We start from the raw sequence: 24,092 nt of genomic DNA, 5'->3' as shown, positions 1-24,092 counted from the left end.
GTTTCCTTCAAGTATAGCGAAGTGAAAATACCCCGTATCTTCGAGAAATTTCGCCGTTCAAACGAACTCCACATGACCGCGGAGCCCTCTTGGAACCGAGGGCGCGGCCCCGCACCGACGGGAGCAGGCGCGCTTGGAGGGGCGGGACGTTGTTGCACCTGGGGAGAGCGAGCACGGTCGCAAGAGGGGTGCCAAAGAAAAGGCGGCCGATCCCGGCAACGCGTCGCGGGAACCGGCCGCTGAAGCGCGCGGCAGGGAAGGCGGAGGGCCGCGCCGGGAACGATCAGGCCTTGCGCACCTCCACGAACAGGTCGAGTTGCGCGGAGCCGCCGCCCACCGGGTCGCACACGCCGCCGCCTCCCTGGATGGTGGGATCGTCGGGCAGCAGCTCGTTCATGATGAAGCCCCGCCCGCGGCCTCCGGCGAAGCCGCTCTTCTGCTCGCCGGGAACGTCGCCGTCGAGCACGCCGGATTCCTCCAGGTAGTCGGGCGCCGGCGCCAGCACCTCGCCGTCGACGACGAGGGGGCGGGCCCGGTACCCCGTCTGCCCGAACGAGAAGTTGCAGCCCACCACGCCGGGGCGGATGCCCTCGGTCACGCGCACGTGGCCCGATTCCGAGCCCATCGGACCCGCCACCTCCACGGCGTCGCCGTTTGCCAGGCCGCGCGCGGCGGCGTCGGCCGGGCACATCCACACGAAGTTCTCGGTGCCCGTCTCGCGCAGCCAGGGCGAGGCGATGGTGCGGTGCGTGCCGTTGGTGCGCGCCTTCCAGTTGACGAAGGCGAGCGGACGCTCTGCCGGAGCCTCGAAAGCCGAGCCGTCGGCGTAGGCCACCGGAGCCGCCGCGGCCAAGCCGTCGAAGTTCTTCCCGGTGAGGGCGTTTTTCGTGGACGCCGTCTTCGGGTCGTAGAACGCGCACAAGCCGGCGTAGCGCGTTTTGATGAGGTCGCCCTCGTAGCCGTCGTCCTTCGCGGGGTCGGCCGACCCGAACCGGCCGCCGCGATTGAGCACGTAGACCACCTTCGGCCACTCGTCCTCGTCCACGGCCGCCTTCCACGCGTCGAGGTCGAACGCGTCGCCCAAGGCGCGAGCGCGCACGCGCTCGAACAGGGCCAGCTCCTCGGCATCGGCGTCGGGCACCGGCTCGCCGGCGTAGGCGATGTTCGCGGCCATCTTCAACCAGTAGTCCTCCTCGCTCGAAAGCGAAGCCGTCTGGCCGCTGTCCTTCTTGCCCTTCGGCACGGCGCCCTCGCCCACGCCCGGCAGGCCGAGCCGCTCCATGATCTCCAGGTAGACGTCCTCCACCGATCGCGGGCCCTCGTAGGCGCGCACGGCGGGCTGACCGAACTGGATGAGCTGGTACTGCTGGTTCGGGTAGATGGGCTCTTGGCTGAACCGCTCCAGATAGGTGCAGTCGGGCAGCACGAAGTCGGCGTAGCGGGACGTGTCGCCCACCTCCACGTCGAACGACACCAAGAGGTTGATCTTGTCCGTGTCGCACAGCACGTCGGCCAAACGGTCGCCGCCGGGTGTGGAGTCGACGAGCGAATGGCGGTGGATGAACAGCGCACCCAGGTGGTCGTACACGTAGCCGGCGCGCAGCGTGGGCACGATCTCGTGCGAGAGGTTGCCCGGCAACGGGTACCACGGGCGCGGCGCCGGGTAGCCGTCCTGCTTGAAGTAGCTCGTCTTCTCGTATTCCGTCTTCTGGCGCGTGATGGGAATGCCCCAGCCCTCGTGCGCGTTCGGCACGGACTGCAGGTCGTAGCGCCCCGTGTAGGGGGCGAACTTCGCGGCTGCGGCGATATGCCCACCCTTCCAATCGTGGTTGCCTATGAGGAAGTTGAGGTACGAGACGGCGCGCACGGCGTCGAAGCCGTTCGCGTGCATGGCGGGACCGCGGTAGCTCATGACGCAGGAGCGCTTGCCGTGCGAGGTGAACTCGCGCGCCACGTCCACCACGTCGGCCACGTCGATGCCGGCCGCGGCGGCGTACTCCTCGATCGTGCGCTCGCCCAAGCGCTCCTTGAGAAGCGCGAACACGCTCACCACCCGCGTGGGCTTGCCCTTCACGTCCACCACGTTGTCCACCTCGAGGTCGGCGGGGCCGTCGAGCTCGTCGGCCGCCACGAGCTCGCCGCCCGCGAACACGAACCGCGCGTCGTCGGCAAGCCCGCCCTCGCCCGTGCGTCCGAGCAGCTTTGCCGTGACCACGGGCCGGTTCGGCAGGTCGACGGCCACCAGGTGTGTGGCGTCGGACCAGGTGGGCTCGCCCAAGGCGGCCGCAGCCTTCTTGCCGGGCGCGCGCAGGTAGGCCTCGTCGTAGCGCTTGTTCTGCACGATCCACGAGGCCATGGCGAACGCGAGGTCCGCATCGTGGCCGGGAACGACCGGCAGCCACACGTCGGCCTTCGAGGCGCTGCGGCCTTGGCGGGGATCCACCACGATAAGCTTCATGCCCCGCTCGCGCGCCACCGACAGGCGCGGTGCCAGCCAGGTCGGCCCTTTGTTCGCGGTCATGGGCTCGGTGCCCCAGATGATGAGGCATTCGCAGTGGTCGATATCGGCGTACATGCGCTTGTGCCCCGTGGTGGGGTGCGTGCGCGCGTTGCCCATCACGCCGGTCATGCCGCACACGCCGCCGTGGTTGAAGTTGTTCACCGAGCCAAAGCACTTCTGCGTGAAGCGGTCGCCGATGAGGAACATGCGGTCGCCACCGCAGCTGCAGAACAGGTTGGACTTCGGCCCCAGGTCGGGATGCTCCACGTCGATGAGCTTGTCGCCCCACTTCTGCGCGAACGCCTCCTTCGTCATCTCACCGGCCTCCACCAGGGCGACGTCGGCTTCCACGTCCTTCTTCGGCGCGTAGGCCCACCACGCGGCCACGCCCGGCGTGCCGAGCGACGGCGAGCCGTTCACGATCTCGTCGACGGCCTCGTCCCACGACACCGTCTCCCACTCGTCGGAGCCGCGCTCGCCCACGCGGCGCAGCGGCTGGGTCACGCGCAGCGCGTCGTGAACGAGCTGGATGCCCGCCTGGCCCTTGAGGCAGATCATGCCGCCGTTGGCCGCGCGGCCCTTCACGGCCATGGAGCCGTCGGGCGCGAGCGCGTCGGCGGGCGCGGTGCCGTAGGGCACGGGCGCGTAGGGCTGCGAGTTGAGCGGCGAGTAGGGGTTGCCGGAGATCTTGCGCACGAGCGCCGTGGCTCCCTCCGCCGCGTCGGTGCCCTCGGCGGCGTCGGTCACGCGCACCTTGATGGTGCAGTAGGTGTTGCAGTTGTTGCACATGGACAGCACCACGTCGTCGGCACCGTAAGCGCCGGACGTCTGCCCCCGGCCGTGCGGGGCGTCGGTCAGCGGGTCGTTCGCAGCCATGTAGGCGCCCAAGCCCGCGCCGCCCGCCAGCGCGCTCAGGGCCACCGCGGCGCTCGCGCCCACGACCGCCCTGCGCGACGGCGTGCCGAACGCCGTGCGCGCGGACGCGTCGGCGCCGTGCGGAGACGCGGCGGCCTCGCGGCTTGCGGACGTGGTTTCGGTATGCTCGCTCATCGTGCGGCCTCCTTCTCGTTGCCAACCGGTCCGGCGAAGACCGCCGCGTTGCCGGCTATCGCCGTCTTCTCCATCACGCCTTCGCCGGGGCCCATGGCCTCCAGCGGCAGAAAGCGCACGGCCAGCCCGTACAGGGCCACGCCCAATCCAAGCACGAACAGCGCCACCATAACCTCGCCCAAGCTCGGCACGTACACCGGCGGCGCCATACCCGCCAGCAGCGGAACGGAAAAGCCGGCCACCACCAGCACGTAGCGCAACGCGAGGATGCCCGCCATGACCGACAGGGACGCGGCTGTCACCATGCCCGGCGAGCGCCGCGCGGCGCCCAGGGCCAGCAGCACGGCCGGAACGACGAGGCCGAGGCCGATCTCGCCGATCCAGAACAGCGGCGCCAGGTACCCGCCCGTCATGACCGCCACCGCGTCGGCGATTCGGGGATCGTCGGAGAGCAGCGCGGGCGCCAGCTGGAAGAACACGCAGAGGGCGAGCGCGAACAGCGAGGCCGCGAGCACGCGCGCGAGGCCGGTGCACGCCGCCTCGTCGGGGCGGGCGCCGCGCAGACGGCACAGCAGCCGATAGGCCACGATGAGGAACGCCGCCGCCGTCACCACGGCCATGACGTAGAACAGCACCGAGGTGATGCCGCCCTCCCACAGCCCCCGCGTCTTAACGGCGGCGAAGAACATGCCCGTGCCGCCCGGAGGCCCCACGAACGACGTGGCCACGCCCACGCCCGCCAGCACGCGAACGACCAGGTTCACGTTGCCGCGATGCGTGTCGGCCTTCCGCCCGTCGGCTGCGCCGGCGACCGCCGCGCGAGCCCCACGGTCGTTGTACAGCACGAGCGCGAACTGCGCGATGGCGACGACCATGAAGAAGATATAGGCCTTGATCTCCCACGCCAAGGGCGAGGACCAATGGAAGAACAGCAGCGTTCCCAGCGAATGCCTGATGGCGCCCAGGTCGATGCCGATGAAGATCATCGACACGACAAGCGACACGATGCTGCCGCCCAACGCGAGCCGCGCGATGGGCGCGAAGCGCGGGAGGCGCAGCAGGTAGACGAGCGCCGACACGAGGTACAGCCCGCCCGCCAGACCCGAGAACCAGATGTAGACCGCAACCCACAAACCCCAGGGCACGGCGTTGGTCGCACCGGCCATCGACAGGCCGTTCGCCAACCGGTCGAACATGAAGAAGCCGCCGGCCGCCAAGAGGGCGACCACGACAACCGCCCAGACGACGGTTGCCCGGCGGGAGAACGGCTCGACGCCGAACGGGCGCCTTTTCGCTTGCGTGCGTGCCATGGCGATCACCTCAAATAGTAGACGGACGGTTGGGTACCCAGCTCTTCCTTCAGGCGGAACGCGCGGGGCGAAGCGGCCATGCGGGCGACCTTCGACGCCGGATCGGCCAGATCGCCGAAGTAGCGCGCATCGCCGACGCACGTCTCGCAGCAGGCCGGGGCCTCGCCTTCCATGATGCGGTGCGCGCAGAACGTGCACTTGCGCACGGTGCCGTACGTGGCGCGGTACTTGCCGCGCACGCCCCGGTCCACGCCGTACTCGGGCACGACCACCTGGTCGGCCGCCTGCATCTCGCCGGCGTAGCTCTCGCCTTCGTCGGCCGAGCGTGCGCCGTACGGGCAGGCGGCGATGCAGTACTTGCAGCCGATGCAGCGGTCGGCGTCGATCACCACGATGCCGTCCTCGCCGCGGTACGTGGCCTGCACGGGGCACACGGCCACGCACGGCGGGTTCTCGCACTGCATGCAGGGGCGCGGCAGCACTTCGATGCGCATGTTGGGGTACGTGCCCGCCTCCTGTTCCAGCACCACGTTGTACGACACGCCCGGCGGCGTGCGGTTCTCGGCCTTGCACGCCACCGTGCACGAGTCGCACCCGACGCATTTCGCCAGGTCGATGACCATGCCCCAGTGCGGAGAGGCTGAATCCTCCATGCTTGCACCTCTTTCCTCAGGTTGAACGCGAACGGCGCGCTCGGCGCCGCGCAGCCCGCGGCCGCCGGCCCTATCGGGCGCGGGCCGGAAGCCCGCTCGCCCGTCCGCCCGGCTTGCGGACCGCGCGCCTCCTTACCTTAGCGCTTGGCCGCGACCGCATGCGAAACGTTGATCTTCCGTATCGGTTTTGACGGGAAAACGAGAAAGAATCTACCGTTCACCTGCGAAAACAATACGACCGATCCAATATCGAAAAGCACTCCATGAGGAGTGCGGAAAAGAAGCCGGGCGCCACGGTAAGGGGAGGGGACACGTGGCGCCCGTCGAGCAAAGGCGGCGTCGAAGGGGGTCGGGCCGCCGAAGCGCCTCCGCCTGCGATCGCAGGCGGGGCGTGGGAAACGTTACGCTAAAGGAACAGCACGGGCAGCGCGGACAATATGACCAGCAGGCGCAGCAGGAAGCCGCCTACGAGCACGCCCGCCTCGCCGATAAGGCTCACCACCAGCGACGTGGTGGACGTTTCCACCCGCTTGGCGATGAACACCGGATAGCCCTCGATGAGGAACGGCGCCACCAGGCCCAAGATCACGATGCCGCCCCAGAACGCCGGAGCATACTGCCCCGCTATCAGGGAGTGCACCGACGCCGCACCCTCGAAGCTGCCGGCGCTCACGATGACGAGCATGGTGAACAGCACCACCATCTCGATAGCCGAGAGGATGACGTGCGACTTCTTGATGAGCCACATGTGCTCGAAGCGCTCGCGGTCGGTGACGAGGCCCACGAGCGACGTAGCCGCAAGGCCCGCCGACAGCGCCGACACCACGAACAGGATGGGCAGGACGGCGTTGTTCCACAGCGGGTACGCCTTAACCACGCCCAGCAGGAAGCCGGTGTAGGCCGCCACGGCGAACGCGAACACGATGCCGATCCACGTGAGCCACTTCGGCACCTTCTTCTTCAGTATCTCGAGGATGGCAGCCGCCAGCGTCACCGGCATGTAGATGCAGATGAAGTACACGCCCAGCGTCATGACCGAGCCCGGGTTAGACACGAGCCAGAAGAAGCGCAACGGGTTGTGCAGGCCGGCCTCGGCGTCGATCATGAGCATGAGCAGGCCGATGCCCACGAACACGGGCGCGATAATGCGGCCCGCCACGCGCATCTTCACGCTGTCGGGATACTTGGCCTCGACGAACGCAGCCGTCAGGAACGCCCCGGCCGAAGCACCGGCCAGAAACAAATACCATGCAATCAAAGGTCCCCATACCATGGTTTCATCACCTCACGTAGTAGATCTTGGACTCGGTCAGGTTGCTTGCGAGCGGCTGCGCATGGTACTTTGCGATAGCCTGCGAGACGTCGCTTTCGGGGTCGTCCAGGTCGCCGAACACGCGCGCGCCGGATATGCACGTCCCCACGCAGGCGGGCGGGTTGCCCGGCTCGCCGTTCTCGTAGCAGAAGCGGCACTTCTCCACCACGCCGGTCGATTCCTGCACGATGCGGGCGCCGTAGGGACACGCGGCCATGCAGTACTTGCAGCCGATGCACTTCTCCGGGTCGACCAATACCACGCCGGAGTCCGTGATGTACGTGGCGTGCGTCGGGCACACCGCCGCGCAGGGCGCGTCCTCGCAGTGCTGGCACTGGGTGGGCACGATCTCGTTGTACACGTTGGGGAACTCGCCCGTCTCGAGCTCGTGGAACTTGATGAATGCCTCGGTGGGCTCCAGGTGGTTCTTCGCCTGGCAGGCCAGGCGGCAGGCGAAGCAGCCCACGCACTTCTTCGTGTTGATCAGCATTCCGTAGCGTGCCATGTTATGCCTCCACCTTCTTCACCGTAACCGCAACCTCCTGGCTCATCATGGATCCGGTGCCCGGTTCCATGTCGAACGGGATGAAATCCGTGAGCGCGATGCCGTACTGGTACGCGCGCGTCTGCACCGGCGAGTCGCCGCCGTAGTGCGTGGGCAGGAACACCACGCCGGGCTTGAGGCGCTGCGTGACGCGGGCCTCCACCTGGCCGGTGTGCTCGCTCGACGCCACCTCCACCGTGTCGCCCGTCTGCACGCCCAGCTTCTCGGCGTCCTGAGCGGATATCCAGAGGCGCTCCATGTGGTACTCGCGCGAGATGGCGTTGAGGCATTCGATGTTCTGCGTCATGGTGTGGGAGTGGATGCCCTGCTTGCCGCCCACGATGTAGAACTCGCCGTCCTTCGGCGTGACCTTGCGCGGGATGTAGCCGATGACCGGGTTCAGGCCGGCGGCGCCCACGGCCTCGGTGGAGAACTCGAACTTGCCGGACGGGGTCTTGAACTTCGGCACGCCGTACTTGAAGTTCGGGTCGGGCAGCTCGACCACACCGTCCTTCTTCATGACGTCGATGTCCACGCCCACGGTGGCCAGCTGCGCGGTTGCCAGGTCCTCTGCGGTGAACTGGAAGTACTCGCCCACGCCGCAGGCCTCGGCCAGGCCGTTGAAGATCTCGTCGCACGTCTTGGCATCCGGCAGCACCTTGTCGATGGCCGCGGTGCGCATGCCCACGAAGTGCTTCTTGCCGCCGATGAACTCGGGCAGCTCCAAGCGCTCCAGGTACGTGACCTCGGGCAGCACGTAGTCGGACTGCAGCGCCGTCTCGGACATCTGCACGTCGATGGTCACGACGAGGTCGGTCTTCTGCAGCGCCTCGGTCCAGGTCTTCGGCTGCGCGTAGCCCTTCGCGGCGTTGCTGTTGTAGAAGAACAGGCCCTTCATGGAGCCGTCGAGCGCCGCCTTGAGCGCGGCCAGGTTCGTGCCGGCGCTGTCGAGGGCGAGCGGGTACTCCTTGTTGCCCACGCGCTTGGCCTCGGGCTTGGCCGGGTCGGCGAAGCGGGCGTCGGTGAGCTTGCCGGCCGACGGGGACGACGTGAGCAGCGCGCCGCCCTTGGCTCCGTAGGAGCCCAAGAGCGCGTTCACGGCCGAGGCGGCGCGGGCCGTCTCGAACGAGTTCTGGTACGAGCAGCCGATGACGGCGCGCCAACCCGACTCGATGGAAGCGGCCGGAGCGGCCTTCGCCAGGGCGCGCGCCAGCTCCTGGATGCGCTCGGCGGGCACGTCGGTGATCTTGGCGGCCCATTCCGGCGTGTACTCCTGAGCCTGCGCGGCGAACTCGTCGAAGCCGACGGTGTTCTGCTCGACGAACTCGTGGTCGTAGAGGTCCTCTTCGATGAGCACGTTGCACAGGGCCATGATGAAGGCCAGGTCGGTGCCGGGGTTGATGGGCACCCAGTCGCTGGAGAAGATGCCGGAGTTGTTGAGGCGCGGGTCGACGCTCACGATGCGCGTGCCGGCCTCCTTGGCCGACGCGAGGCTCTGCACGGACGAGGGGCGGATGCCGTCGCCGTAGCTGCGGCCGATGAACATGACCATCTTCGCGTTGCCGAAGTCGGTGGAGTAGTTCGACGCGCCCATGGTTTGCATGTAGGCGCTCTCCTTCGACAGGTTGCACGACGAGGAGTGCGCGTACACGTTCGGCGAACCCAGCGCGTTCATGAAGCGCTTGGAGTAGTACTTGCCCGACGGGCGCGGATCCTGGATGATGGCCAGCGACTCGGGGCCGCTCTTCGCCACGATGCCCTTGACCTTCTCGCCGATCTCCTTGAAGGCCGTGTCCCAGTCGATGGGCTCGAACTCGCCGTTGTCCTTGCGGCGCAGCGGCTGCGTGACGCGCTCGTCGGAATAGGCCATCTGGGCCAGACCGTGGCCGCGCCCGCAGATGCGCCCCTTCGAGTACGGATGCGTCTCGTTGCCCTTGAGCGTGTACAGCTTGCCGCCCACCGTGGTGGCCACGAGGCCGCACTTGCTGGAGCAGCCGTTGCACAGCGACGGAGCCTGCCGCACCTCGCCGGACATGCCGCCGGCTTCGGCCGCCTGCGCCTGGTCGCGCCATGCGCCCAGCGAGAGCGACCCCGCGGCGGCGAGGGCTGCCGTGGCGGCGGTCCCCTTCAGAAACGTTCGCCTTGAAACGTCTTCGAACATCCCGTTCCTCCCTTTCCTCTTCCTGTCGAGCTTGCTTTCCTTCGTGCCTTCCGCGCCGGGCGCCCTTTTGGGCAAAGCGCCCTGCGTGCGGCGGTCGAAGGATCTCGCGCGGCGGCAGCTCCATCGCTTCCTGCCGCCGCGCGAGATCCTTCGATTTCGGCGGCTGCGCCGCCTTCGCTCAGGACGACAACGCGAACGCCCCTCGCTCCTCGTTCGAAACGACCGACCGAACGAGCGCGTCCGTCAGCGCGACGAGGGCCCGCAGATGGGCGATGCCCTCCTCGAGCGCGGCGCGACGGACGGGGTCGAGCGCGTCGGCGCGCGCCGCGTCGGCGGCCTTGCGGGCCAGCGCGACGTCGTAGTCGCCCAGCCAATCGAAGTGGTCGGCCGCCAGATCCGCCGCCGCCTGCGCGTTGCCGCTCTCCACGAACAGGGCCAGAAGGTCCAGCAGCAGCGACAGATGGTCGGGCATGGCCGCGTAGCGCTCGGGCACGTCGAGTTCGAGCGCCGCGCACACCGCCTGGATGTGCTGCGCGGAGTCTCCGAGGTACAGGCCGCGCTGGGCGCCGAAGGCGTTGCCGGGAGCGGCGGACCACGGCTTGTAGAGCGACTCCACCGGCAGCGCCGCCAGCGGCATGCCGGGCAGGAGCACATCGTTCTGCAACGTGGAGCGCACCTGCCATGCCGGCAGGGCCAGAGCGCGCTCGACGGCGTCGCGGGCGAGCGGCTCCGCCGCCCCGCGCACGTCCCGCCACGCCGGGTTTCGGCATACGTCGCCGTATTCTGCCTCGGTCAGAGATGAAAACAGCGGCGCAATGAGCGATAATGCGAGTACCATGTTCGATGTCGCGTTCACGAGAGCCGATTCCTTTCTTCGTTGTCGCCATCGTAGGTGCGCAGAGGGAAACGATTGTCATCAATAATTGATGATTTGCGCGTTTCCCCTGCTAGACGATTTGATAAAGAACTATGCCGACGCGAGGGCGGAGCGGAGACGGGCTCCGCCCTCGCGTCGGCCGTCACACGAGATGGGGGTTTCGTTGTCCGTCGCACACGAACGACGCAGCATGCGCATGGTGTGGAAGACGATGCGCCTGCGCCATGTGGGCATGGCGTTCTTCTGGGCCTGCAGCATGCTCACGTTCCGCAGCTCCATCCTACTGTCGGGCACCGCCGACACGCCGGAATACGAATCGCTCGTGGTTATCGTGTCGTTCGTGGCCAACATGACCGCCATGCTGGCCGTGGCCGCCTGGGTGGAGAACGACCCCGTGCGCATCGACCGCATGCCCTCTTGGCCCATGCCGGCGCTCGTGATCGTGGGATTGCTGCTGGTGTTCGCCGCGGGCCGCGTGGGCGGCGGGGCGCTGCTGCCGCTGCTTCTGGGCGGGGCCGTGCTCGCGGGAGTGGGATACGGCTTCTTCTGGGGCAGCTGGGCCGACTGCTACGGCCGCATGCACCCCGCGCGCACGTCGTTCTACCTGCCGGTGGCCTTCCTGCTCACAGCCGCGCTGTTCCTGGCCGTGTCGCTGGCGACCGAGAACCTGGGCGTGCCCGCCATCGCGCTCATGGTGCCGCTGCCTTTGGCGGCGTACGCGTGCCTGCTGCGGTGCCGCGCCGAGAAGCCGGACGGCCGCGCCGCGGCTTCGGGGGGATCGAAGCGCTCGCTTGCCGCCCTGGGCTCGCTCGTCAGCTTGATAGTGGCCAGCTTGGTGCTGTCGTGCCTGTTCGGCTTCGTGTGGGAGCTCACCGTGTTCTCGGTGGGCTCGGTGAACGAGGCGCACCTGGCGCCGCTCGTGGCCAACCTCGTGGTGGCCGCGGCGCTCGTGGGGCTGGTGCTGTACGCGCGCACGCGCATCAACCTGGACATGGCGTACCGCGTGATCGTGCCCGTGATCGTGGTGCTGTTCGCCGTGCTGCCGTTTTTCTGGGAGACGAACCCGGTGGCGCTCAACATCATCATGAGCGCCAGCTACGGGCTGTTCGACGTCATCATCTGGTCGCTCGTGGTGGCCTGCTCCTACGACTTCGCTGTGTCGGGCTATATCGTGGGCGGCATCGTGCGCTCGCTGTCCGTGCTGCTGCGCCTGGTGGGCATGGGCATCGGCTTCCTCATCACGCTCGTGCCCGGCAAGCCGTCGGCGCTCATCGTGGGCGTGTCCATAGGCGCGCTGTACGTGCTGGTTATGCTGGGGCTGTTCAACACGTTGCGCCGCAAGCGGCGCTTGGCCGGAACCGCGGGGAACGCCGAGGAGGCCGGCGAGAAGCCTGCGGCGCTCGACGGCGGAGCAGCGCACGGCATGGCGCCGGAGCCGATCGCCGGCGGCGCGGCCGAAGCCGGCGAGCGCGCCGCAGATGCCGACGCGCCGAAACCGGCCGTCGCGCCCCCTCCCGCCGCCCTCCCCGCGGAAGACGATGCCGACCAAGACCTGTACGCCGCCATAGCCGAAGACTACGGCCTCACCCGCCGCGAGGCCGAGGTGCTGCCCTACCTGGCGCGCGGGCGCTCGGCCAAGGTCATCGCCGAGGCCCTGTTCGTGTCCGAGAGCACGGTGCGCACCCACATCCGCCGCATCCTGGAGAAAACCGACCTGCATTCCAAGCAGCAGGTCATCGACCTGATCGAGAAGTACGGCTAGCGGCCCGTCACGCCTCGGGCTCGTCCCGCTTCGCCACGGGGCGCAGCAGGTCCATGAACTCCTGCTGCGAGTGCACGCCGCACTTCGCGTAGATGTTGCGCGCGTGAGCATGCACGGTGTTGAGCGATATGACCAGCTCGTCGCGGATGTAGGGGCGGCTGCGCCCCGCCAAAAGCAGCTCAGCCACCTCCGTCTCTCTATTCGAGAGCCCATAGGCCGCCCGCAGTTCCTCGGCCTGCTGCGCGAACAGGGCGTTGATGTCGTCAGCGGTCGACGTGCCGCCTGCAGCCTCGTCGTCGGCCTCGTCCTCGCGAACCTTCCAACGCGGGCTCATGCGGAAAAACGACCACCGCGGGTTGAAGCCCACCACCATGGCCACCAACAGCACCGCCACGAAGAACAGCAACGACTCGTTCATCACGTTCGTGGCGGTCACGCCGTCGATGACGGCAAGCCCGTACCACGTGCCTGCGAATATTCCCATGCCTTCGGCAGCAAACATGCCTCCGAACAGCACGTACGCCGGAATACGGGAACGCCGCACGTACTTCGGCGCGGCTATCCAAAAGCTGAACTGCACACCGAACATGCCGATGAAGTTCACCGTGTACGCCACGATCCTCTGCACCTCGTCGTCGTAGTTGTAGTACAGCAGCGCGTAGCTCAGAAGCAGGAAGGGCAGCCCCCAGCGGAACATGAGCGTGAAGTTCAAATGCCGCGACAGCTTTATGCATGACAGCAGGGCGATGATGGAGAGCACCGACGAGCACGAGAACGGCACGAGGTAATGCAGGAATCGATCGCCCACCACGTCGGGCGTGGAAAGCAACCTGAAGTAGGCGAACTGGAACCAGAGCATGCCGAACAACAGGCACAGCGTGACGATGCCCGCCAGCGCATGGCCGAGCTCGCGCCCGCGCACCCGCCGATCCACGTAGGCGACCCCCTCGTCACCGCCATGCGCCGCTTCGGCGGGACGGAACGCGAAGTACATCGAGAGAACGGGAAGCAGGGCGTCCACCGCCATCGACGCGGGCCCTTTGAGCGCAAGGAGCGCGAAGTAGATGAGAAACGACAGGATAAACGAGGCGGGCGCCGAGAACTCGATGGCCGCCTCGTTGTACCGGCTCATCCGATCGCCCCACACCAGGGCCATCAACGCGAAGCCCGCACCCGCGATCATGCCTCCCCCGGCCGACACCCACTGATAGGCGGCCTCGTTGAAGAAGCTCGTCCAAATGATCGCGGTGCCCCCGGCGCCGAGCAGAGCCGCCGCGACCCCGCAGGCCTTCTTGCCGGCAAGCGACGTTCTGGCGGAAACGAGCATAGCCACGATGGAGCCGACGGCTATGAACAGCCCCGCCCACACCCACACGCGCTCGCTGCTCCTAATCACACGGATAACGGGCACGAGCCCGCACGAGAAGAACGAGTAGTAGTTCCACGCCAGGAAGAAGGCGAACCCTAGCGCCTGCTTCCGATACACCCTCATATGCTCTACAAGATACTGAACCATGCGGTTGCCCCCAAACAATCGGGGAATCGACGCGCGCGATCCCTCCCCCCTTCCATGGTACCGCAAACCAAGGAAAATGTGGCTGACGCCTCGCCTATCCCATCTGCGGAAATAGGAAAATAGTCACATCATGACTATGCCTTCGAGGGCCGTTTGGGCATGTTTTACGGCAACGTGGTGATGCGCCCGCGCCCTGCGCCGGGGATGATAACGGCAAGGTCGGACGCATCGCGGCCGACCGGTTCACCGGAGGAGAAGGAGGGAGTATGGCAAGCATCAACCTGGATCGCAGGAGCTTCCTCAAGGCCGCAGGCGGCCTTGGAGCCCTGTCGATCGCCGGCGTGGGGATCGCCGGCCTACCGCGCGAGGCGCATGCCGAGGAGGCCGCGTTCCCCGAGCAGCGGCACGGCCAACCCATCGAGGCCACCGTCGACCCGGAGACGGGCAAGCTCGACATCAACGACGACGTGGTCGTGCGCTACAGCGCGTGCTTGGGCTGCTACAGCTCGTGCGGCAACCGGCTCAAGCTGGATCGCGCATCGGGACGGCTCATATCGGTGGGAGGCAACCCCTACCATCCCAGCTGCGCGTACCCTTATCTGGACTTCGACGAGCCGCTCAGCGAGGCGTATCAGTCCATGGGATTCGCATCCGGCAAGGGCAACCTCACCCGTGGAACCGTGTGCGGACGCGGCCAAGCCACGCAGGACGTGTACGCGCAGCCCAACCGCATCACCGCGCCCCTCAAGCGCGCGGGCAAGCGCGGCGAGGGCAAGTGGAAGGCCATCGGCTGGGACGAGCTCATCAAGGAAGTGACCGAAGGCGGCAAGCTGTTCGCCGACGCGGGCGAGGACCGCGAGGTCGAGGGCTTCAAGGCGCTGCACGACACCGAGACGCCCCTGAACCCCGCGCAGCCCGACCTGGGCCCCGTGTCGAACCAGTTCGTCATGCTGGGCGGACGCGGCGACGGACGCACGACCATCGGAACCAGGTTCACCAACTGCTTCGGCTCCCTGAACCAGTACGGCCACGGCTCCACTTGAGGCGGCTCCCAAACAGCGCGTGCGCTGGCAGAGACCGCTTCGAACAATACCCAACCCGACCTTGAGGAAGGCGAGTACGTCCTGTTCATGGGCGCATTCCCCGGATCGAACGGCAAGAGCTTCCAGGGAATCGCCAAACGCACCCTCGACCGCCTGCAAACCGGCGAGTGCACCATCGACGTGGTGGACCCCGTGCTGGGCAACGGATGCGTCACCCCCACCGCCAAGGGCATCACCTGGGTGCCCATCAAAACGGCGACGAACGCCGCGTTTGCGCTGGGCATCGTACGGAAGATACTCGAAGACAAAACGTACAACGCCACGTTCCTTTCCTATCCGAACTACCAAAGCGCGTTCGCGGGCGGCTTCGCCTCCTACACGAACGCGAGCCACCTCGTCATCGTCGACGAGAACCACCCGAACTACCGCAAGCTCATGCGGGCGGCCGACGCGGGGCTCGAAGAGCCTCCCGCCGATCCGAAGGCCACCACACCGGTGCCGTACTACGTCGTCATCGACCAGGCCACCGGGCAGCCAGCCATACACACGCAGAGCGACGCCGCGCAGTTCGAGTACGAGGGCGAAGTGAACGGCGTGAAGGTGCGCAGCAGCTTCCTGTTCCTGAAAGACAACGCGTTCGAGCACACCTTAGACGAGTACGCCGAGATCACCGGCACCTCCGTCGCCACCATGGAGCGCATCGCCAAAGAGTTCGTCTCGCACGGCACCAAGGCGTCCGCGCGCCTCGGCTTCGGCGGTTCCGCAACAGCCAACGGCACCACCGGCGTGCTGGCCTATCCGGCTCTCAACGGCCTTATCGGCTCCGCGCAGATGACCGGCGGCTGCAACTGCTACCGTATCGGCTCGAAGACCACGACCGACGGCGATCGCTACAAGCTGGCCACCGTCAAGGGCAAGCCGGCCGTGTCCGCCAAAAACGCCACGTACATCTGCCGCACCCAGAAGCTGTTCTCGCAAACCGACGAGTACAAGGCCCGCGTCGCGGCAGGCGAGAAGGACCCGAAGCCCAAGCTCCCCTGGCTCAACGTTCCTTCCACTTCCGACAATCAGGCGCTCGTGTCCATCGTGAACGAGTACCCTTACCAGGCGAAGATCCTCGTGTCCTGGATGACGAACACCATCCAGGCGTCTTCGGGCGCGTTGCGCGACAGCGTGATCGAAAAGCTCAAGGACACCTCCGTCGTGCCGCTGCACATCGCCTGCGACGCCTTCATCGGCGAGCACGCGCAGCTCGCCGACTACATCGTGCCCGACACCACGCCGTTCGAGAGCTTCGGCCTGGTGACGCAGGAGGGCTACTGGCGCGGCAAGGGCAACACCGTGCGCTGGCAAGCCAAGCAGCCCAGCACCATCGAGCTGTCCGACGGGCGCTTCGCCAGCTTCGAGGCGTTCTGCGTCGACGTGGCGAAGGCGTGCGATGTGCCCGGGTTCGGAGACAACGCCATAGAGGCGGCGGACGGCACGTCCTACCCGCTCAACGATGCGGCCGACTTCTTCCTGAAGGCCGTGGCGAACCTGGCCTTCGCCGAGGAGCCCGTAGCCGACGTGCGCGACGAGGATGTGAAGCTGCAAGCGCTCGACGAGCTTCCCGCCGCCTGGAAGGAAGCCGTCACGCCCGAGGAATGGCCGAAGGTCCTCAACGTGCTTTCGCGCGGAGGACGCTTCTGGCCCATCGAAACGAGCCAGAAAAACGGCCGCAGCGCCTACGCCAAGGAGTACCTGATCCAGTACTACAGCGAGAAGAAGGCCCTGAACAAGAACCCCTATTCGGGCGTCCACCCCGACGCCGCGCTGCGCTACGTGCCCGAGGACTTCTGCGACCGCACCCCCATCGCCGAGGTGTACAGCGAGCAGGAATGGCCGTTCCGTTCCACGAACTACAAGCCGCGCTTCCGTTCCATCTCCATGCAGGCGAACAGCCCCATCATGCGCGATTTGTGCGAGAAGAACTACCTGGAGCTCAACCTGGACGACGCGGCCGAGCTGGGCATCAAAGACGGCGACACCGTGCGCATCACGAACCCCACGGGCGACGTCATGACCGGAGAGGCCATGGTGCGCGCCGGCATCGCGCGCAGCACGTTCGGCGTGGCCTACGGCTACGGGCACCATGCGTACGGCGCGCAGGACGCCGAGATCGACGGAACGCTGGCGAAGGGGGATCCTGCCATCGCCGCGGGCGTCCACCTGCAAACCATGCTCGACCCGATGCTCGAGGACGGGGTCATCTACCCCCACGCCGACAGCGACGCCGGCTCGCCCGGACGCAGCGGCGGCATGTACAACATCGAGAAGGCATAGGGAGGGATGCAAGATGACTGAGAAACGACTCGGCATGCTGATCGACTTGTCCCTCTGCATAGGATGCAACGCCTGCGCCGTGGCCTGCAAGCAGGAGAACGGCGTGCCGCTCACGAAGTTCAACACCTGGGTGGAGAGCTGGGATGTGAACACCGGCGAGCAAACCCGCCGCGCCAACCAGCCGAAGCTGTGCAACCACTGCGCCGACGCTCCCTGCGTGAAGGTGTGCCCCACGGGCGCCAGCTACCGCACCGAGGAAGGCGTGGTGCTGGTGGACGAGGAGAAGTGCATCGGCTGCAAGTACTGCATGGCCGCCTGCCTGTTCCAGGCCCGTTGGGTGAACGACGACACGGGCGAAGTGGGCAAGTGCACGTTCTGCTACCACCGCTCGTCCCATGGCCTGCTGCCCGCCTGCGTGTCCACGTGCGTGACCCGCGCGCGCTACTTCGGCGACCTGAACGACCCGAAAAGCGACATCGCGAAGAAGGTGGCCGAGGTTGGGGGCGAGGCGCTTTACGCCGACCTCGGACTTGACCCGGCGGTGCTCTACGTGGGGCTTTCCCAGGTGGAGGGCATGCCGGTTACATCCGCCATCCATCGTGGCGGCAACGTCGTTAAGCCGCTGGAGGGGTGATCAGCATGGTATGGGATGGAATTATCGCCTGTTATCTGTTCTTGGCAGGGTTGGGCGCCGGCGCGTTCGCGTTGGCCGCGCTCGCGGGCTTCGTCAAGCCCGACGCGACGAAGCTGCGCCTTGCGGGCTACGTCATCGCACCGATCGCGGTGGCCGTGGGCACGGTGCTGCTCATGGTGGACGCCAAGGCGGGGCTCATGAACCCGCTGCGTTTCTTCGGCTTGCTGGCGAACTTCTCGTCGGTCATGGCGTGGGGCGTGGTCATCCTCATCTTGTTCATGATCGTGAGCGTGGTGGCGCTCGTGGTCATGCTGAGGAAGAAGAGCACGCCCAAGGCGCTCGACGTCGTCGGCTTGGTTTGCGCCGTGGCCGTGGCCATGTACACCGGCCTTCTGCTGGGCGACGCACCCGGATTCCCGCTGTGGAACCCCGTCGTGCTGCCGCTGCTGTTCCTGGTGTCGGCCGCTTCGTCCGGCTTCGCCGCCGTGCTCCTGGCGGCGCACGTCGGCAAGTTCGGGGGATCGGACGGGCTGGGTTTCCTGAAGAAGACCGGCCTGGCGCTTCCCGTGCTGGAGGTCGTGCTCGTGGTCGCGCTGCTGGCCGTGACGGCCTCCGTGGGCGGCAGCGCCGGACCGGCCGCCGCCGCTTCGGTGGCAAACCTGGTGAGCGGGCCCTACGCCGTGGCGTTCTGGCTGGGGCTGGTGGTCGTGGGGTTGGCGCTGCCGTTCTGCCTCGAGCTGGTGCGCGCCGCGCAGGCGAAGAAGAACCCGGAAGCTGCGTCGTCCGGCATGGCGATCGTCGGCGAGGCGTGCGTGCTCGTGGGCGGCTTCCTGCTGCGCTACCTGGTTATCATGGCCGCCGTGCCCTTGGTGCTGTTCTAGCGCGACGCGTCCGACAACCACCCGCTTGGCATCCGCAACCGCTCCCTCCCTCCCCGAGCGGCTGCGGGGCGGGCCGTGCAAGACAGGGGCGGTCGCCTGCCGACCGCCCCGCAGGAAAGGAGCTTCCATGCAAGCGACCATCGAAACGGGCTCGGAACGCGCGCTGGAAGCGCGGGCGACCGGCTTGGTGTACGAAACGCTGGCCGAGGCGCTGCTCAACGTTCCCGACGGGCGGATCCTGCCCGACGTCGCCCGCGCGGCCGACCTGCTCGGCGCAGAAGGGCTCAGATGCTTCGAGGCGAGCGCCGACTTGGAGCAGCGGTACTTCGATCGCTTCTTCGTCCCCGCGAGCCCCTACTTCGTGCCTTTGAGCGAGAGCTGCCTGCTCGACTCGGCCGTGGTGGACGGGTCCCGGCGGTACGGGCCCACCGCCGGGCCCGCCATCGACCACGTGGAGCAATGCTATCGCAGCTGGTCTTTCGAGTTCGCCTCGCTGACCGGCTACCCTTTGGCCGTGAAGACCCTGCGGGCCGACAGCCTGGCGAGCGAGCTGGCGTTCGCGGCGCTGCTCGCGCGGGCCGAATCGGAGGCTCGAAGCGAGGGCGAGGCAAGGCGATGCCGTGCGTGGAGGAAACGGTTCGTCGACCTCCATCTTGCCCGTTGGGTCGACCAAGCAGCAGAGGCCATGGCCGAGGCGGACGACGACTTCTTCGCGCGCCTCTGCGCGCTCGTCGCCGCGTGGGTCGCCCTCGACCGGGAGAACCTTGCCGATTCGGTAGATTCCGACGCTGCTTAGACGTTTTCGACGCATGACCCGACGGCGCGCGCCTCGAGTAGCGCCTCGGCTCTCGCGTCAGTGCCCTTCTTAGTCGGTCACGTCGCCCGACTGGTTCAGGCTGATGAAGTCGCCCACGAACGTGGAAGGGGCTTTGAACAGCGTTTTGAAGAAGTCCTTTGTGCGCGCGGGTATCTCGCGCAGATCGTACTGGGTCTGCTTGCTGTAAGCGTGGTAGTCGCTGGGCACGCCCACGGCCGTCAGACCGAGGCCTTGCGCCGAGTAGAGGGCGCGGTACAGGTGGTAGGTCTGCGTGGCCACCACGATGCGCTCGGCGCCGAACACGTGCTTGGCGCGGTACATGCTCTCGTAGGTGGAGAAGCCGGCATGGTCGCTGAAGATGTCCTCGCTGGGCACGCCCTGGGAGATGGCGTAGTCCTTCATGGCTTTGACCTCGTTGTACGACACCGTGCTGTTGTCGCCGCTCATGATGATCTTCGGTGCGGCTCCCGCCCGGTACAGCTCGATGCCGTCGTCGAGCCGGTCCCGCAAGATGCCCGACGGCGTGCCGTCGGCGAACACGGAGGCACCTAGCACCACGATGGCGTCGGCATCGAAGGCCGCGGCCGTCTCGGTGTCGACGATGGCATCTTTGGTGGTGACGATGGTGGCGACGTTCGTTCCCGCAACGACCAACGCCGCAACGATCGCGCACCCGACCACGAGCCACACCATACGCCTCAACCATCCATGTTTCTTCTCACGTGTCATAGGCTTCGATGATAGCAAACGGACACGGGCCTTGCGGCGCAACGCCGCCCCCGTCATCGAATCTCACGGACTTGTCCACAAACAACGGTTGAAGCAGCGCGGCCGAGCAACGTCGGCAAGCCCCGTGAACGTTGCTTACCGAAACCCCCGCAGGGGCGCCCTGCTACCTGCCCCTACGGACGCTCTCGGACTTTGTGCGCTGTTCTGCGCCTACCTTTTCGGCAACACGCAGCAGTGTCCCGGGGTTTTGCTGCACCCGTCGCACGAGACGCAACGCGGCGCGTACCCGGAATCGCTCGCCCAGCGGTTCACCAGGTCGGGCTCGCAGATGAGCGGGCGGCACAGCCCGAACCCGGCGATGCCGTCCTCGGCAGCAAAGCGCTCCATGACGTCGAACCGTCGGTTGCCGCCCGTGAGGATAACCGGCACGTCCACCGCCTCGGCCAAGCGCCGCGCGAAGACGCCGAAGAAAGGCTCGCCGCCGAAGTCACGCACGCGGCAGGCGCGCCACGCTCCGCTCACCTCGATAGCCGAGACTCCGGCATCTGCCAGCAGGCGCGCCACCACCAAGCTGTCATCCTCGGTCAGCCCGCCTTCTTCTCCGTCCGAGCTGTTCAGCTTCACCATCACCGGGAAATCCGCGCCCACCGCACGGCGCACCGCCTCGACGGTCTCCACGACGATGCGCGCGCGGTTCTCTATCGAGCCGCCGTATTCGTCCTCGCGGCGGTTGAGCAGCGGGCTCAGAAACTGGCTCAATAGGTAGCCATGGGCGGCATGCAGCTCCACCCCGTCGAACCCGGCGTCCCGGGCGCGCACGGCTGCGGCGGCGAACACCTCTCCCAACCATTCGATGTCGCGCGCGGAAGCCTCGACGGGCACGACGCCCGTCTTAGGATTGGCTACCGCCGAAGGCCCCAGGATGCGCGCGCTCGGCGGTTCGAGCTTCGTCGCCGAGCCGCCGTACACGATCTGCGACACGACGCGCGCGCCGCGCTCGTGCATCGCACCGACGAGCGCTCGGTACTCGGGCACGAACGAATCGTCGTAGATGCCCAGCATGCGCGGGTTCGGCTGCTCGTCGGCCGTCACGTACGCGTACCCCAAGATGACGGTGCCCACGCCGCCCGCAGCCAGTTCCTCGCAAATAGCGGTCAATGCAGGCGTGACGTGCCCGTCTTCGGTGGCCAACCCCTCGTACGTGGCCGCCCGCACGAACCGGTTCCGCGCCCGCAGCGTCCCGATCGCCAGCTCCTCGAACAATGCGCCCATGATCGCTCCCTAGCCTTTTAGAACCTATCCGCAGCCCAAACGCACAGGGCAGCCCGCACCTCCGAGCTGCCCTGCCTCTTCGTTGCCAGTTCGAGCGCGGCTTCTACTTCGCCACGATGTTCACCAGGCGGCCCGGTACCACGACGACCTTCTTGACGTCTTTGCCCGCGAGCACTTGCTCGGCCGCGGCCAGGGCGGCGGCCTTCATGTCGTCCTCGGGGGCATCGGCGGCCACGGTGATCTTGGCCTTCACCTTGCCGTTCACCTGCACGGCCAGCTCCACCTCGTCGGCCTTGGCCTGCTCGGGGTCGAACTCCGGCCACGGCTGCTCGTAAACGGAACCCTCGCAGCCCAGCACGGTGTGCCACAGTTCCTCGGCCCAGTGCGGAGCCAGGGGCGCCATCATCTTCACGATGACCTCGGCCACGTCGGCGTCCAGAGCGCGCAGACGCTCGTCGGCGGCGCGCGTCTCGGGCGACACCTTGCGCAGGTAGTCGCTGGCCGCGTTCACCAGCTCCATGATGGCGGCGATGGCGGTGTTGAAGTTGTTGCGGTCGAAGTCGTCGGCAACCTTGCCCACCACGCGATGGCGCTCGCGGTTGAGCGTCTCAGCCGCCTTCTCGCCCTCTTCGCGCGACGAGCCCTCCTGGTAGAACGTCTCGTCGCCCGCCTGGCAGAGGAAGTCGTTCACGATGCGCCATGCACGGTTCATGAACTTGTAGATGCCGGCCAGGCCGTCCTCGTTCCACTGCAGCTCTTTGTCGGGCGGCGCCATGAACAGGATGTAGGTGCGCACGGCGTCGGCGCCGTAGCCGGCGATCATGTCCTCGGGCGAGATGACGTTGCCCTTGGACTTGCTCATGACCTCGCCGTGCTCGTCCAGCACCATGCCCTGCGTGAGCAGGTTCGCGAACGGCTCGTCGAAGTCCACCAGCCCCAGGTCGCGCAGCACCTTCGTGTAGAAGCGGCTGTACAGCAGGTGCAGGATAGCGTGCTCGATGCCGCCGATGTACTGGTCCACCGGCAGCCAGCGGTTCGCCTTCTCGGGCGCGAACGGCAGCTCGTCGTTATGCGGATCGGTGTAGCGCAGATAGTACCAGCTGGAGCACGTGAACGTGTCCATGGTGTCCGTCTCGCGCTTGGCCGGGCCGCCGCACACGGGGCACGTGGTGTTCACGAACGCCTCGTGCGTGGCCAGCGTCTCGCCGGCGGCCAGGTCGATGTCCTCGGGCAGGCGCACCGGCAGGTCCTCTTCCGGCACGGGCACGAGGCCGCACTTCTCGCAGTGGATGGCCGGAATGGGGTTGCCCCAGTAGCGCTGGCGGCTGATGAGCCAGTCGCGCAGGCGGAACTCCACTTTCGTGCGGCCGAGGCCCTGGGCCTCGAGGTCGGCGACGATGGCGTCCACGGCCGGCGAGTGCTTGCCGCCCGTCATACCGGTGTACTTCCCGGACTGCACGAGGATGCCCTCGGCGTCGTAGGCGTGGTCCCAATCCACCGAGGTCACGCGGCGCTCCTGCACGCCGTTGAGCTCGGGGTACAGCGGGTCGTCCTCGCCCAGGATGATGGGGATGATGGGCAGGTCGTACTTGCGCGCGAACTCGAAGTCGCGCTGGTCGCCGCACGGCACGGCCATGACCGCGCCGGTGCCGTAGTCGCTCACGATGTAGTCGGCCACCCACACGGGCACTTTCTCGCCGTTGATGGGGTTCACCATGTATCGGCCGGTGAACGCACCATGCTTCTCGCGGTCGCCCTGCGCGCGCTCCACGGCGCTCACCTTGGCGGCGCCCTCCACCACCTCGCGCACGCCGGCCTCGTACTCGGTGCCCTCCACCAACTCCATGAGGCCCTGGTACTCGGGCGCCAACAGGAAGAACGAGCAGCCGAACAGCGTGTCCGGGCGCGTGGTGAACACGGTGATCCGGTCGGCCTCGGTGGGCTCGGCGGGCGCTTCGCCGTCGGGCCCGCACAGCGTGAACGTGACCTCGGCACCCTCGGAGCGGCCGATCCAGTTCGCCTGCATCTGCTTGACGCGCTCGGGCCAGCCGTCCAGCTGGTCCAGGTCGTCCAGCAGCTCCTGGGCGTAGTCGGTGATCTTGAGGTACCACTGCGTCAGGTCACGCTTCTCCACCGCGCCGTGGCAGCGCCAGCACGTGCCTTCCGTGACCTGCTCGTTGGCGAGCACGGTTCCGCAGTTCGGGCACCAGTTCACGGGGCTGTTGCGGCGCTCCACCAAGCCGCGCTTCCAGAACTGCAGGAAGATCCACTGGCCCCAGCGGTAGTACTCCGGGTCGCACGCCACCACGGTGCGATCCCAGTCGTACGAGAAGCCCATGCGCTTGAACGACGCCTTCTGCGTGTCGATGTTGGCGTAGGTCCAGGCGGCGGGATGGCTGTTGTGCTTGATGGCCGCGTTCTCGGCCGGCAGGCCGAACGCGTCCCAGCCCATGGGATGCAGCACGTCGAAGCCGCGCATCTTGGAATAGCGCGCGACCACGTCGCCGATGGTGTAGTTGCGCACGTGCCCCATGTGGATGTCGCCCGACGGGTACGGGAACATCTCCAGCACGTACTTCGTCGGCTTCGAGGTGTCCTCCGTCACCTGGTAGAGGTCGGTGTCGGCCCACTCCTTCTGCCAGCGAGGCTCGATCTCGTGCGGGTTGTAAGGTTTCATGGTCATGTTGCTTCCTCGAAACGTATGGGCAA

The 24,092-nt window shown here is 67.1% G+C and carries 17 protein-coding genes; 6 read left to right on the top strand and 11 right to left on the bottom strand.

Annotated features, from left to right (window positions below; all coding sequences use genetic code 11):
• Window positions 1–283 precede the first annotated feature (283 nt).
• The 7 genes from HCH03_RS02715 to HCH03_RS02685 form a co-directional block, all read right to left on the bottom strand.
• The gene (locus HCH03_RS02715; RefSeq protein ID WP_221688247.1) at window positions 284–3,550 is read right to left on the bottom strand and encodes a molybdopterin-dependent oxidoreductase; all 3,267 of its coding nucleotides are present in this window, start codon (window positions 3,548–3,550) and stop codon (window positions 284–286) included.
• A complete protein-coding gene (nrfD, locus tag HCH03_RS02710; protein WP_080145281.1) occupies window positions 3,547–4,860 on the bottom strand; it encodes an NrfD/PsrC family molybdoenzyme membrane anchor subunit in 1,314 nt (437 codons plus the stop codon). Before nrfD (HCH03_RS02710) ends, HCH03_RS02715 begins: the two co-directional genes overlap by 4 nt.
• Window positions 4,861–4,865: 5 nt before the next feature.
• Entirely contained in the window at window positions 4,866–5,513 is a 648-nt protein-coding gene (locus tag HCH03_RS02705; RefSeq protein WP_221688246.1) for a 4Fe-4S dicluster domain-containing protein, read from the bottom strand.
• A 406-nt stretch (window positions 5,514–5,919) separates the two neighbouring features.
• Window positions 5,920–6,786: an NrfD/PsrC family molybdoenzyme membrane anchor subunit gene (gene nrfD, locus HCH03_RS02700; RefSeq protein ID WP_080144388.1), complete on the bottom strand. Its 867-nt coding sequence runs from the start codon at window positions 6,784–6,786 to the stop codon at window positions 5,920–5,922.
• A gap of 7 nt (window positions 6,787–6,793) precedes the next feature.
• Complete coding sequence (locus HCH03_RS02695; RefSeq protein ID WP_080144387.1) at window positions 6,794–7,330, bottom strand: 4Fe-4S dicluster domain-containing protein; 537 nt, start codon at window positions 7,328–7,330, stop codon at window positions 6,794–6,796.
• Window position 7,331: 1 nt separating this feature from the next.
• Entirely contained in the window at window positions 7,332–9,530 is a 2,199-nt protein-coding gene (locus HCH03_RS02690) for a molybdopterin-containing oxidoreductase family protein (RefSeq protein ID WP_080144386.1), read from the bottom strand.
• 178 nt (window positions 9,531–9,708) lie between these two features.
• On the bottom strand, window positions 9,709–10,386 hold the full coding sequence (locus HCH03_RS02685) for a molecular chaperone TorD family protein (protein ID WP_368042406.1): 678 nt from the start codon (window positions 10,384–10,386) through the stop codon (window positions 9,709–9,711).
• Window positions 10,387–10,597: 211 nt separating this feature from the next.
• On the opposite strand from HCH03_RS02685, the gene HCH03_RS02680 reads away from it, so the two are divergent.
• Window positions 10,598–12,169 carry a response regulator transcription factor gene (locus tag HCH03_RS02680; RefSeq protein WP_438821620.1) on the top strand — a complete coding sequence of 524 codons (1,572 nt, stop codon included), beginning with the start codon at window positions 10,598–10,600 and terminating at the stop codon, window positions 12,167–12,169.
• 7 nt (window positions 12,170–12,176) lie between these two features.
• On the opposite strand, the gene HCH03_RS02675 is transcribed toward HCH03_RS02680, so the two are convergent.
• Entirely contained in the window at window positions 12,177–13,685 is a 1,509-nt protein-coding gene (locus HCH03_RS02675; RefSeq protein WP_221688244.1) for a helix-turn-helix transcriptional regulator, read from the bottom strand.
• Window positions 13,686–13,951: 266 nt separating this feature from the next.
• Between HCH03_RS02675 and HCH03_RS16550 the strand changes: the two genes are divergently transcribed.
• From HCH03_RS16550 to HCH03_RS02650, 5 genes are all read left to right on the top strand, one after another.
• Window positions 13,952–14,728, top strand: coding sequence for a twin-arginine translocation signal domain-containing protein (locus tag HCH03_RS16550; protein ID WP_185904186.1), 777 nt, complete (start codon window positions 13,952–13,954; stop codon window positions 14,726–14,728).
• Window positions 14,729–14,815: 87 nt separating this feature from the next.
• The gene (locus HCH03_RS02665; RefSeq protein WP_221688243.1) at window positions 14,816–17,050 is read left to right on the top strand and encodes a molybdopterin dinucleotide binding domain-containing protein; all 2,235 of its coding nucleotides are present in this window, start codon (window positions 14,816–14,818) and stop codon (window positions 17,048–17,050) included.
• Window positions 17,051–17,063: 13 nt separating this feature from the next.
• Window positions 17,064–17,684, top strand: a complete 621-nt coding sequence (locus HCH03_RS02660) for a 4Fe-4S dicluster domain-containing protein (RefSeq protein ID WP_221688242.1) — start codon at window positions 17,064–17,066, stop codon at window positions 17,682–17,684.
• A 5-nt stretch (window positions 17,685–17,689) separates the two neighbouring features.
• On the top strand, window positions 17,690–18,565 hold the full coding sequence (gene nrfD, locus HCH03_RS02655; RefSeq protein WP_221688241.1) for an NrfD/PsrC family molybdoenzyme membrane anchor subunit: 876 nt from the start codon (window positions 17,690–17,692) through the stop codon (window positions 18,563–18,565).
• A gap of 127 nt (window positions 18,566–18,692) precedes the next feature.
• A complete protein-coding gene (locus tag HCH03_RS02650) occupies window positions 18,693–19,361 on the top strand; it encodes a molecular chaperone TorD family protein (protein WP_221688240.1) in 669 nt (222 codons plus the stop codon).
• A 69-nt stretch (window positions 19,362–19,430) separates the two neighbouring features.
• Here HCH03_RS02650 and HCH03_RS02645 read toward each other — a convergent pair whose 3' ends face one another.
• From HCH03_RS02645 to leuS, 3 genes are all read right to left on the bottom strand, one after another.
• Window positions 19,431–20,075: a SanA/YdcF family protein gene (locus HCH03_RS02645; RefSeq protein ID WP_221688435.1), complete on the bottom strand. Its 645-nt coding sequence runs from the start codon at window positions 20,073–20,075 to the stop codon at window positions 19,431–19,433.
• 246 nt (window positions 20,076–20,321) lie between these two features.
• The gene (locus HCH03_RS02640) at window positions 20,322–21,383 is read right to left on the bottom strand and encodes an NADH:flavin oxidoreductase (protein WP_221688239.1); all 1,062 of its coding nucleotides are present in this window, start codon (window positions 21,381–21,383) and stop codon (window positions 20,322–20,324) included.
• A 103-nt stretch (window positions 21,384–21,486) separates the two neighbouring features.
• On the bottom strand, window positions 21,487–24,060 hold the full coding sequence (leuS, locus tag HCH03_RS02635) for a leucine--tRNA ligase (RefSeq protein ID WP_221688434.1): 2,574 nt from the start codon (window positions 24,058–24,060) through the stop codon (window positions 21,487–21,489).
• Window positions 24,061–24,092 lie beyond the last annotated feature (32 nt).

This window comes from Gordonibacter massiliensis (ex Traore et al. 2017) (assembly GCF_019731765.1).
Taxonomy (GTDB): domain Bacteria; phylum Actinomycetota; class Coriobacteriia; order Coriobacteriales; family Eggerthellaceae; genus Gordonibacter; species Gordonibacter massiliensis.
This window is presented reverse-complemented; position numbering and strand designations above follow the sequence as displayed.